The organism is Bacillus sp. J33, assembly GCF_000518885.1.
GTDB lineage: Bacteria > Bacillota > Bacilli > Bacillales > Cytobacillaceae > Cytobacillus.
This window is the reverse complement of sequence record NZ_JAEL01000004.1, coordinates 41,377-52,924: the sequence shown is the minus strand read 5'-3', so window position 1 is coordinate 52,924 and position 11,548 is coordinate 41,377. Positions and strand designations below refer to the sequence as shown.

Here is an 11,548-nt window from a genome sequence, read left to right as displayed (position 1 = left end):
AATCAAAAGGAGGATCCACCATGATCAACGAAAAAAAACATCAAGATGTGAACGCGACAACCTCTGAAAAAAACATCCATACAGATTTTACTAACAATATGACATACGGCGAGTATCTGCAGCTGGATAAGATCCTGTCTGCGCAGAATAGGCTTTCCGGCCATCATGATGAGATGCTGTTCATTGTCATCCATCAGGTGAGCGAGCTGTGGATGAAGCTGATTCTTCATGAAATGGGTGCGGCTATCGAATCCATCGAAAGCAATGATTTATCCACAGCCCAAAAGCGACTAGCGCGTGTTTCGAAGACGCAATCGCAGATTATCCAGGCTTGGGATGTACTGTCCACATTAACACCGTCCGAGTATATGGAGTTCCGCGGTTCTCTTGGCCAGGCATCTGGCTTTCAATCCTACCAGTATCGTATGGTAGAATTTGCGTTAGGGTATAAAACCGAGCATGTTCTCAAAATCTATCAAAAAGATCCTGTGCTTCATGCAAAATTAACAGAAGCGTTCGAAAAGCCAGGCCTCTACGATGTGGCGATTCGCGCTTTGCATAAAGCGGGGCTTCACATTGATGAAGATATTCTAAACAGAGATGTCACAAGAACATACAAAGAAAATGATTCTGTCCGGGCGGCTTGGATGACCGTTTATAAAAACCCGGAAAAGTACTGGGAACTTTATGAGCTGGCAGAAAAGCTTGTGGATATTGAAGATTGGCTTCAGCAGTGGCGCTTCCGCCATATGAAAACAGTGGAGAGAATCATCGGCTTTAAAATGGGCACAGGCGGATCTTCAGGGGTCGGTTATCTGAAAAAGGTGCTGGATCAGCGCTTCTTCCCGGAACTTTGGGATATCCGCACTGAGTTATAAAATGAAATTTTTTATCTTTGGGTGCGCTATCCCCAAATGGTGAGTGGTGCCCCACAGTGCGCGGGTTTCGCAGGAGTCGCCACAGGGCGTAGCACTTTTAGTCTTACGGGCATTACGGGCGGTTTATCCTCCGCTTATCTTACCTGTATTTCCTTAATATATAAAAGTGGGGATAGTACTGACCGTTAAATCTGCGATAAAATAGAGAGACTAATAGGGGGGTACTATGAGTACAAATCGAGAGCAGTGGTCATCTAAATTTGGCTTTATCATGTCCTCAGCCGGTGCAGCGATCGGCCTGGGGGCAATCTGGAAATTCCCTTACGTCACTGGAACAAGCGGCGGGGGCGCATTTTTGCTCATGTTTATCGTGTTTACGATTCTGATCGGGCTTCCCATGCTCATTTCGGAATTTATTATCGGGCGGGGCGCTCAGAAAGAGGCGGTTTCTGCCTATTACAAGCTGGCTCCTAATAGCTGGTGGACAATCACCGGAAAGCTAGGCGTGATCGGCTGTTTCCTGCTGCTTTCCTTCTATGCGGTCGTAGGGGGATGGGTACTGATATACAGTATAATGGCAATTGGCGGACAAATCATTACGCCGGATGCCGCTTATCCGGACTTGTTTGGCAGCGTTACGTCAACAGCTGGTTTGACGCTTCTTGGACTGGCTGCCTTTTTACTTATTAACATTGTGGTTATTACGTTCGGAATTCAAAACGGGATTGAAAAAGCAAGCAAATATATGATGCCGCTTTTATTTGTCTTTTTTATCGTGCTTGTCGTCCGCGCTCTTACGCTGGATGGAGCGATGGAAGGGGTTAAGTTTTTCCTGAACCCTGACTTCAGCAAAATTACCGGGGAATCCGCCCTTTACGCACTGGGGCAGTCGTTCTTTGCACTGGCAGTCGGCTTTTCCTGCATGGTTACGTACAGCTCTTATCTGGATAAAAAGGTGAGCATCCCTGCTTCAGCAGGTTCCGTTGTCATCATGAATATTTTTATCTCCATCCTTGCTGGATTGGCGATTTTCCCGGTTGTCTTTGCATTTGGTTTTGAGCCTGCAGAAGGGCCTGGCTTGCTGTTTATCGTTCTGCCTGCGGTGTTTTCACAGATTCCAATGGGCGAACTTTTCCTGGCGATCTTCCTGCTGCTATTCTTGTTTGCAACATTAACGTCATCGTTTAGTATGCTTGAGATTATCGTATCTGCTTTTATCGAAAACGGAAAGCATTCACGGAAAAAAATCTCGTGGATCTCAGGTCTCGTTGTCTTTGTAGCCGGAATTCCTGCCGCCTTGTCGTACAGCTTGCTGGGAGACTTCACTATTTTCGGGAAAAATGTCTTTGATGCCACGGATTTCCTTGTCAGCAACATCCTGCTTCCGCTGGGCAGCTTCCTGATTGCGCTGTTTATTTCATTTAAAATGAATAAGCAGCTTGTGAGAGACGAATTCACACTCAGCAATACCCTTTCACCTGCTCTCTACTCAGCCTGGAGCTTCCTGATGAAAATAGTCGTTCCGATTACGATTATTGTTGTGTTTATGAGCACATTAGGTTTTATTTAATTAGAAAGCGCCCTTTGCGGCGCTTTTTTTCGTTAAAATGGAACTTTTTCTATAGATGAAATGTAGAGAAAACTAGATATAAGAGCGGGGGGATTGGGCATGTTTAATATTAAAGTGAAAAAGATCGATGACAGCATTTTAATTAAATGGCAATTGAATAAGATCAAAATTCCGATTGCTGAGATTGTCGATATAAGCATTGATGATACCTATGCAGGTGAAGACCCTTCAGCCATCCGGATTGGCTTTCCATATGGCACAGTTGAAAGGGTACGGATAAAAACAAAGAGCTCCAGTTATTTATTGTACACAAACTCCTCAAGCCTAAAAGGCAAAATTTCATCGCTTTTGTGAGGTTAAAGTTTTATAGGAGCAAAATAAGAGTAATAACACTATTGCGGATAGGGAAATTGATGTGATTGTCCACTTCAAAAGATCTTGAGCAGCATCAAGATGATGGGGTGCAAAGCTGTCCTTACCGGCTTGCGCGCTGAACTTGTCCGCAAAATGATACTTGCCGGGATTACGTTCGAGAACCAGGCTGAAACAAAGGAAGCTTTGCAGCAGACATTATTGGGAATGTTTAGTGCTGGATTCGAAATAATAAGTATACATACACGAGCTGCCTGACACTGCCACTGGACTTTTCCATGAGCAGTACCAGGCATTTTTTTAGAGAGGAGGCACAGCATGAAAGAGTCATATTTTGATGAGTTGCTTAATATCCAAACGGTCGGTGAGCAAAAGGGGTTCCACAATTCTTTTCACTATCATCGATATGAGCCTACCCCTTATGCGGGATTGGAAAAATTGTTTGCAGAATATAAGCTGAAAAGCAATGACCGGCTTGTGGACTTTGGCTGTGGAAAGGGGCGGCTGGCATTTTATGTTCAGCATAAGTTTCGCGCATCCGCAGCCGGAGTAGAGATGAGCGAAGATTTTTATAATGAAGCTGTTGCCAATTTACAGAAGTATAGAGGAGATAAAGAGCAGATTGAATTTCAGCGCTGTCTGGCTCAGGAATATGAGATTGTGCCTGAAGACAGCCGTTTTTACTTTTTTAATCCGTTTACTGTGCAGATTTTTATAAAAGTCGTCAACCATATCCTGCAGTCTGCTGAGGAACATCCGCGGGAGATTGACATCATTTTGTACTATCCTTCAGAGGATTACATTTATTATTTGGAGAACAGCACAGCTTTTGAGCTGGTGAAGGAAATTGAGTTAAGCGAGCGGAATGAAAATGAGCGGTTTTTGGTGTATCGGCTTCATCACTTTTGTTGAGTTGAAGTGATGGATGCTATTCTGTTATTTTGATATCCAGGTTGGCCAACGGCTTTGCCATTATGCCAGTTTGGGTTTTTTATTGTATTTTCTCTTTAAGAAATATACTTAATAATAATGGAGAGCTCAAGGTTACAATGGGTGGGTTTTTTTTAGGAGAGCAATCAGATCAGGCAGTAGCGGTTCGTACAGCTGCAAAGTGCGATCAGTCATCTGCCCTCCCGCAGCCAGGAGGATAATAGCTGACTTAGATGTACTTATTTGCCTTGTTAAGGGAACGATCAATCAAGAGATCGCCAAGAAGCTGTATATCAGTGATAAAACATTTAAATCCTTAAACTGAAGTGAAAAGCTGCTCGCAGGTTGAATCCATGCAGTCCGGAAGCAGGTCGTGCCAATTCCCACTGGTTTACTGCATTTACTGCTCCGGACTATCTCCGGCGATTTCACCAAAACTTTTTCTGCGACTAAACCAATGAGCAATCATAAATAAAGAAAATAAAATAAAAAAAGAGTAGGTATAAGCCCAATCTACTTTTTTGTACAAATGAATCATAGCCATCAGAGGCATGCCGATATAAGCACTAAAACCAGCAAACAGAATAGCTTTAATAAGCGGGTTGAGGTGCGGCTTATATTGAAGAAGGAACATAATTGTAACAGGAACCATGGAATATCGAAAAGAATAGCTTAAAGTTGGAAGCGGAATGACTTTCACCGGATAGGCAAACTTGCCCCTATCAACCCCGTATGAGTCTAGAATGGAAGAAAGAATCATGACAATGAACCCTGCAAAAAGTAGACGGGAGGAGCTGTCCTTTTTGCGGAAGACACCCCAAAGAATCCAAGGAATCACTAACATGCCCAGTGCTATCCACCAGTTCCAGGTAAATAAAAAAGCATTATAGGTTGCTTCTGTAATCATCTTATTTGCTTCCGTAATCATCTTATTTGCTTTGTCTATAAGATTTAACCCATCCTGAAAGTTCATCTTAACACTACCTTATAGATATTATGGCACTTATATTTCCTCCAGAGTTTGATTTTTATACTTAATATCTCTTAGAAAACATAACCGGATTGACGGGATATGACTATCCTTCATGAGGTCTAAACTTAAAGGATAGGCTCGACTTAGCTGAATAAAAAGATTTTTCCTAAAATAAAGGGTGCCCTCATCAAAAGGGCACCCTTTCCATTACTTCATGCTCAAACGTCTAATACGCTCATCCAAATCCGGATGTGTGGAGAACAATGAAACTTTGCTTTTATTATTAATTTTCAAAGTAGAAATCGATGTCTGATCTTCGCCTTGAATGCGGTTTGTGTAAGCCTTCAGCATTTGCAGGGCATGTTTCATTTTGTCCTTTCCAGCAAGGTCTGCACCGCCGCGGTCCGCATGGAATTCACGATGGCGGGAGTAGGCGAAGACAACCAGGCTTCCCAGAATGGAGAAAGCGATTTGGAATACGATTACGGCAATAAAGTGTACGATCGGTGCCATTTCTTCTCTGACAAAACGGGATGCCACCCATGCTGCAATTCGTGCAAGGAATACAACGAATGTGTTGACGACACCTTGCAGAAGGGTCATGGTGACCATATCTCCGTTTGCAATATGCGCTACTTCATGGGCGATAACGCCTTCAATGGCATCGTCGTCCATTTCCTGCAGCAATCCGGTTGACACTGCAACAAGGGAACGCTTTTTAGATGGCCCAGTGGCAAACGCGTTCACTTCAGGGGAATGATAGATTCCCACCTCAGGCATATGCGTTAAGCCTGCTGCTCTTGAAAGGCGATGAACCTTTTCAACAACATCGCGTTCTGCTGGTGATAGGGCCCCATTTGGATCAAGCACCTGGACATTCATCATTTTCTTTGCCATCCAGCGTGACATCAGCAATGAAATGAAGGAGCCAGAGAAACCAATGACAGCACTAACAACAAGCAATGCGCCGAAATCAATGCCACCCTGGGCATTGATATAATTTCCTCCGCCGATCAGCGAGAAAATGATGCTGATCGTCAATAGAACAAGGACGTTTGTTAATAAAAAGTAGAATATACGCTTACCCATTTTCTCACCCTTATTGTAAAATTTTTATTTTAAGGTCTTATGAACTTGTCATCTGACTATATTTTATAATCTTTCTAAGAAAATTACAAGAATTAAATAAGGGCAGCCATGGTTTTAATGTAATTGGACATTGACTGTTAAATAGGAAACAATTAGGATGGAGACATCCAATAGAAGAACGCAGGGGCTGATAACCTTGGAATTATTCCAGCTATCGAGAAAAAGCATGGCTGATTTCCTTTTGGCGCTAAAAGGGGCAGGGGTATATACACCGAAAGAAATTCTCCAGAATGCATGGGCAGCTGCACATCAAAAGAGCGGAAAGCCAATGGAGGCTTTTTTAGATACAAAGATGCCGGCCATTTTTGAAAAATTGCTAAGAGCTGATTTGCAGAAAATCGGCTTTTCCATAAATGAAATTGTCGCGCTGGGAAACCAGATCGAGTTTACGAATTTATCATCAACTGCGGTGCAAAACTGGGTGAAGAGAGATGTGAAGGAGCTGATTGGCAGTCCTCAGAATGGAAAGAAGTATTCTGTCGACCAGGCCGCCATGCTTTTTATTGTGGAGGATCTGAAAGCGACACTCGATTTTGATTCCATTCGGAAAATCCTTGCTCTCCTTTTCAATGACCTTGATGACCGCACAGATGATGTGATTGAGCCGATCCCTTTTTATTCGGCATACGCAGCCATTTTTGAAAAAGTCCATCACCATAATGTAGTAAGCGAAAGCATGCACGAGGAAATTGAACAGTGCATCAAGAAAGAAGCTTTAAGGACCTTGGAGACTTTTCAGGATCTGACCGGACAGCAGAAAGACATTGTCTCCAGTATCTTGGTCACCGCATCCTTAACTGTCATTTCTGCATACTATAAATCACTGACCAAAAAATATGTCACCGCCACCCTATTTTTAAATGGGTAAATGGAGAAAGTCTTAAAAAACGGTAGTTAATCTACTCGATTAACGCCGAAGAAGGCAGAGGGAAAGAAAAAATGGTAGTTAATCCACTCGATTAACGCCGAAGAAGGCAGAGGGAAAGAAAAAACGGTAGTTAATCCACTCGATTAACGCCAAAAAAGCAGAGGGAAAGAAAAAATGGTAGTTAATCCACTCGATTAACGCCGAAAAAGGCAGAGGGAAAGAAAAAATAGTAGTTAATCCTCTCAACTTTCTTTCTGCTTGTTGCCGAAAATGTATAAAGAAAAAACATCGCCGGTTAGAACCAGCGATGTTTTCACTATTATACCTCTCTCCTCATCGCCTTCAGCACATCCACTTGCGTAGCGCGCTTGGCCGGACGCCAGCCGGAGAAGATCGTGACTGTCAAGCAAATGGCGACACTGATCAGCGTAAGTGTCCATGGAATGTAAGAAAGCATAAGTCCTTCAGGAGGGGATTCCTCAAATACCCTTTCAAGCACGAGCGGAAGGGCCAGGTTTACAGCATAGCTGATTCCGTAAGCGGCAATCGTTCCAAACAGGGCTCCAAGCAGGCCGATGTAGCTGCTTTCAAGGACGAATATCCGCTTAATCGTTTTCGGATGGGCGCCGATCGCTTTCATGATGCCGATATCGGGGGCCCGTTCCGTGACAGCCATGGTCATCGTGTTATAGATGCCGATGGATGCAATGATTAGCGCAATGGTTCCGATAAAAAGAAGGCCGATTTTTAAAATGGTAAAAACCATATTGATCTGCTTCATCTCGTTCACAATAGAATAAACCATATAATTGCCGTCTTTCAGTTTTTCATTGATCGCTGTGACTGCCTGGACATCTTCAGCGTAAATGCTGACGGTGTCGTATATCCGGCCTTTGTCTTCAGGAGTTCCTTCCACTGGCTCCGGATTGCCGCCGTGTGTGCCAGTGAAGGCCTCAACTTCCTTTAGCACTTCTTCAGAAATATAGACACTTCGAATTTGCATCCATTCTTTTGAAGGCTTTTTCGTGATCCCCGTTATGGTCAGGGGAATGGACTTTTTGACTTCCTTGCCATTCTCCATTTTGACGACTTCCATTTCAATCGTTTTTCCGATTAAATCACCTTTATAGGCATATTTATCTTTTACAGTTCCGTCTTCATTAAAGGCATTTTCCCCTTCTTTAGGTTCCAGTGAAAGAGCATCCAGAAAGGAGGAGCCAACGACGGCTTCATTCTCTTTTTCAGGAAGGCGTCCTTCTGATAGCTCGAAGCCAGCTTTCACTTCTTCCGGGAAATATGCAGCGACTGCATCAGATTGAGCAGAATACTCCCCTGTTTTAAAAGTCGGACTTTGCTGCAGCATTTGCCTGCGGGTAACTGCTTTTACCTGGCTGTATTCTTCAAATTTCTTGATATCTTCATCTTTGATGCCCTGGAAGTTTCCTTCGCCAGCTTCCTTTCCATGAACCTGGACTTCCGTTACAAGGCGGTCTTCCATCACATCCTGGATGATCGATTTATGCAGCCCGAATCCTACAGAAGCGAGTACAATCAGAAAGGTACATCCGATGGCTGTAGCTAAAATGGTCATAAACAGCCTGGTTTTATTCTTTTTCATATTTTGCCTTACAAACCTGAATTGATCTTTAAATGTCATGCCAATACTCCCTCCATTATTTTTCCATCTGCGATTTCGATGCTCTTATGGCCGATGGCTGCCACTTTTTCATCGTGGGTAATAATCAGAAAGGTGATGCCCATATCGTGATTTAACTCTTTAATGAATTGAAGGAGTTCACTTTCCGTTTCACTGTCCAGGCTCCCTGTCGGTTCATCAGCCAGAATGAGGGGAGGATTGACCACAAGCGCTCGCGCGATGCTGACCCGCTGCTGCTGGCCGCCTGAAAGCTCACTTGGGTAATGATCCTTATATTCAAGCAGGCCTACGCGCTTTAACGTTTCTTCCGTTTTCTGCTGCCTTTCCTTTTCGTTCATCCCTTTCAGAATGAGGGGCAGCTCGACATTCTGAAAAGCTGTCATGCTCGGGATCAGCTGAAAGCTTTGAAATATAAAACCGAGATTCGCCAGACGGAAATCAGCAAATTTCCCTTCGTTAAAGTCACTGACTCTCTCGCCATTTATCCAGACTTCACCATGCTTTGGTTTTATAAAACCGCTGATGATATTCAAGAGCGTCGATTTTCCGGATCCGCTCCTTCCCACAACGGTGACAATCTCACCTTTTGCCACTGAAAAAGAAACACCCTCTAAAACGGGGATAACCGTCTTCTTATCTTTCTTGCCAATCTCAAAAGCATGGCTTAACTCTTTAACCTCTATCAACTTTATAACCTACTTTCTTATTAAAAGTACCTGCCACCCTAAAAGACGAACCAAAAGGCACTTTCAGCTTCAAAAAAATGAAAAGAAATTTTTTGGTGCCGGAAATCACGCAATATTTTTTGTTTCTCTATTTGAATATTTTGAATTATGGGGCGGGAAAAATTAATATGTTAATAGTGGTTATAAAACTTGAAAAAGGAGGAATAATTAGTGGAGCAGACACTTATCAAAGCCGATGATTATATGACATTATGGGGAATCATTGTCGTGTGGGCTTCAGCGAGCATTTACTTGGAGCAGCGCTATAGCTGGGCTGCTAAAATTTCAGGTGCGATTGTGGCGCTTATCGGAGCTATTATTCTATCAAATACCGGTATTATTCCTACAGAATCACCTGTTTATGATGCCGTTTGGACGTTCATTATTCCTCTCGCCATCCCGCTGCTGCTTTTCCATGTGAATTTTAAGAGAATTTGGCAGGAAAGCGGACGGCTGCTGATTATCTTTCTGATCAGCTCCATTGGTACGGTTGCGGGTGTTATTATCAGCTTCTTTTTATTGAAGGATCATATTCCAGTCCTCGATAAAATAGGCGCCATGCTCAGCGCGTCCTATATTGGCGGTGGTGTGAACTTCGCGGCCATGGCGGCTAAATTTGAAACACCTGGCGAAATGGTTTCTTCCGCGGTTGTCGCAGACAATTTAATGATGGCCATTTATTTTGTCGTTCTGATGATTATTCCGGCGATGAGCTTTTTCAGAAGCCGTTTTAAAGCGCCGCATGTTGAAAAAGTGGAGAGCGGGAGTGCAGGGGAGGAGGGGAAAACACTGGCGGAAAGCTTCTGGAAACGGAAGGATATTTCGTTGAAGGATATGGCTTTATCCGTTGGTACCGCATTTCTGCTCGTCATCGTTTCTTTTAAAATTGCAGAATTCCTGGACGGATTCATTCCTTCTGGCGATGAGACTTCTTTTTTTCTGAATTTGCTGAATGGGCTATTTGGAGATAAATATTTAATGCTGACAACTTTGACATTCCTGACACTGGCCATGTTTCCAAAGTACTTTGAATCTATTAACGGAAGCCAGGAAATCGGCACTTTCCTGATTTACCTGTTCTTCGTCGTCATCGGCATCCCGGCATCCATCCCGCTGATTGTGCAAAATGCCCCGCTTCTGCTTGTGTTTGTCTTCATCATTGTTGTAGTGAACATGGCTGTGTCACTAACTGCTGGCAAACTATTAAAATATGATCTGGAAGAAATTCTCCTTGCCAGCAATGCGAACGTCGGCGGCCCAACAACCGCTGCAGCCATGGCGATCGCAAAAGGGTGGAAGGACTTGATTGGACCGATTCTCGTAGTCGGAACGCTTGGCTATATTATTGGCAACTATATCGGAACCACGCTTGGTCTGTGGTTTTCCGGTTTTATGTAACTGAAAACCAAGCCCGCAATCTTATTGCGGGTTTTATTATGCTAGTATCAGCATTGGGATGTGAGAAGATTAGACAGCCTGAGGGAATAAATTCAAGATTTTATAATGAAAAACTAAATTAATGGGAAGATGAACATTTATTTCTGTATAAAATTACCATAATCAATCACTTTAATTATCTGACCTTTGGATAATGCTAAATTTTCCTTCTTAAAGTCTATCGGTATAATCCCATGGCTTCTAAATTTATTTTTTAGCTGCATCATTTCATGGTTAAATCGGTTATTATCAGGCACTTTAAAAGGAATTTTTTCCATTATGATCCAGCCGTTTCCGTATTGTATGACTGGGCACAAGTGTTTTTTTATATCAGGCGGACTATGGGTGAAAATTTCAAATTCAGTTTTATTGCATTTAAGGCCTAAATTTGAAAGGGCTACTTTTAAAACATAGTTATTCCCTATATCATAACAATCCTGGTATATCCTTTACCGTACAGCTTATACTTTAACCGCAAAGTACTTTTTGCCATAGAAACCTTTGAAAAACTACCTTTATTTTCCCATTTTTTCATGCTGGAAATCCATAAATGTATCGAATGCAGATCGTTGGGAGTCAAGAGGTTTGGTTTAGAAACATTCCTTTTCTTTTGAGACACCAATCTGCCACATCCCTATCAAAAATTTTTAACACTACATTATATTTAAAAAGGATGAGCTTGGCCGTGCTTATAACCAGTTTCTGAAAGTAAAATGGCTCCAGACTGTTTTTAAGGCATTTTACCTGGAATGACAATTAGAGCAGTCCTTATGCACAGAGGGGAGGGATGAGAGCCTCTTCGGCTTCGTCTGTTTTGGACCTCCCATCTCCATCCCACTGGACATTGGAAAAGCATCCCCGTCCTAAGATGCTTTTTCGAGGGTCAAGTGTCCCCCGCTGCAATAACTAAGTTGGTTACTTTGTTAGCCCTGAAAACCAACAAAGCGTATTCGGTCCGTTGATTATATACCGGGCTTTTGGCTATATGG

General features: G+C 42.9%; 12 protein-coding genes. 7 read left to right on the top strand and 5 right to left on the bottom strand.

Features of this window, described 5'->3' with window-relative positions; translation table 11 throughout:
• The first annotated feature begins 20 nt into the window (after nucleotides 1-20).
• From kynA to L634_RS0101150, 5 genes are all read left to right on the top strand, one after another.
• On the top strand, nucleotides 21-878 hold the full coding sequence (gene kynA / locus L634_RS0101170) for a tryptophan 2,3-dioxygenase (protein ID WP_026580858.1): 858 nt from the start codon (nucleotides 21-23) through the stop codon (nucleotides 876-878).
• A 226-nt stretch (nucleotides 879-1,104) separates the two neighbouring features.
• Nucleotides 1,105-2,448, top strand: a complete 1,344-nt coding sequence (locus L634_RS0101165) for a sodium-dependent transporter (RefSeq protein WP_026580857.1) — start codon at nucleotides 1,105-1,107, stop codon at nucleotides 2,446-2,448.
• Between the two features lie 99 nt (nucleotides 2,449-2,547).
• Nucleotides 2,548-2,802 carry a SunI/YnzG family protein gene (locus tag L634_RS0101160; RefSeq protein WP_026580856.1) on the top strand — a complete coding sequence of 85 codons (255 nt, stop codon included), beginning with the start codon at nucleotides 2,548-2,550 and terminating at the stop codon, nucleotides 2,800-2,802.
• A gap of 99 nt (nucleotides 2,803-2,901) precedes the next feature.
• A complete protein-coding gene (locus L634_RS33185) occupies nucleotides 2,902-3,078 on the top strand; it encodes a hypothetical protein (RefSeq protein ID WP_332249024.1) in 177 nt (58 codons plus the stop codon).
• Between the two features lie 60 nt (nucleotides 3,079-3,138).
• Complete coding sequence (locus L634_RS0101150) at nucleotides 3,139-3,732, top strand: SAM-dependent methyltransferase (protein ID WP_026580855.1); 594 nt, start codon at nucleotides 3,139-3,141, stop codon at nucleotides 3,730-3,732.
• Between the two features lie 418 nt (nucleotides 3,733-4,150).
• On the opposite strand, the gene L634_RS0101140 is transcribed toward L634_RS0101150, so the two are convergent.
• Nucleotides 4,151-4,723, bottom strand: coding sequence for a CBO0543 family protein (locus L634_RS0101140; protein WP_026580853.1), 573 nt, complete (start codon nucleotides 4,721-4,723; stop codon nucleotides 4,151-4,153).
• A 207-nt stretch (nucleotides 4,724-4,930) separates the two neighbouring features.
• Nucleotides 4,931-5,812, bottom strand: a complete 882-nt coding sequence (htpX, locus tag L634_RS0101135; protein ID WP_026580852.1) for a protease HtpX — start codon at nucleotides 5,810-5,812, stop codon at nucleotides 4,931-4,933.
• A gap of 196 nt (nucleotides 5,813-6,008) precedes the next feature.
• Here htpX and L634_RS0101130 point away from each other — a divergent pair, with 196 nt between their 5' ends.
• Nucleotides 6,009-6,740: a DUF1836 domain-containing protein gene (locus tag L634_RS0101130; protein WP_026580851.1), complete on the top strand. Its 732-nt coding sequence runs from the start codon at nucleotides 6,009-6,011 to the stop codon at nucleotides 6,738-6,740.
• 319 nt (nucleotides 6,741-7,059) lie between these two features.
• Here L634_RS0101130 and L634_RS0101125 read toward each other — a convergent pair whose 3' ends face one another.
• The gene (locus tag L634_RS0101125; RefSeq protein ID WP_026580850.1) at nucleotides 7,060-8,397 is read right to left on the bottom strand and encodes an ABC transporter permease; all 1,338 of its coding nucleotides are present in this window, start codon (nucleotides 8,395-8,397) and stop codon (nucleotides 7,060-7,062) included.
• Nucleotides 8,394-9,083 (bottom strand): ABC transporter ATP-binding protein, encoded by a 690-nt coding sequence (locus L634_RS0101120; protein ID WP_026580849.1) that lies wholly within the window; start codon nucleotides 9,081-9,083, stop codon nucleotides 8,394-8,396. Before L634_RS0101120 ends, L634_RS0101125 begins: the two co-directional genes overlap by 4 nt.
• Nucleotides 9,084-9,293: 210 nt before the next feature.
• On the opposite strand from L634_RS0101120, the gene L634_RS0101115 reads away from it, so the two are divergent.
• Nucleotides 9,294-10,520 carry a DUF819 family protein gene (locus tag L634_RS0101115; protein WP_026580848.1) on the top strand — a complete coding sequence of 409 codons (1,227 nt, stop codon included), beginning with the start codon at nucleotides 9,294-9,296 and terminating at the stop codon, nucleotides 10,518-10,520.
• Nucleotides 10,521-10,657: 137 nt separating this feature from the next.
• Here L634_RS0101115 and L634_RS34095 read toward each other — a convergent pair whose 3' ends face one another.
• Nucleotides 10,658-10,837, bottom strand: coding sequence for a hypothetical protein (locus L634_RS34095; RefSeq protein ID WP_026580847.1), 180 nt, complete (start codon nucleotides 10,835-10,837; stop codon nucleotides 10,658-10,660).
• Between the last annotated feature and the right edge of the window lie 711 nt (nucleotides 10,838-11,548).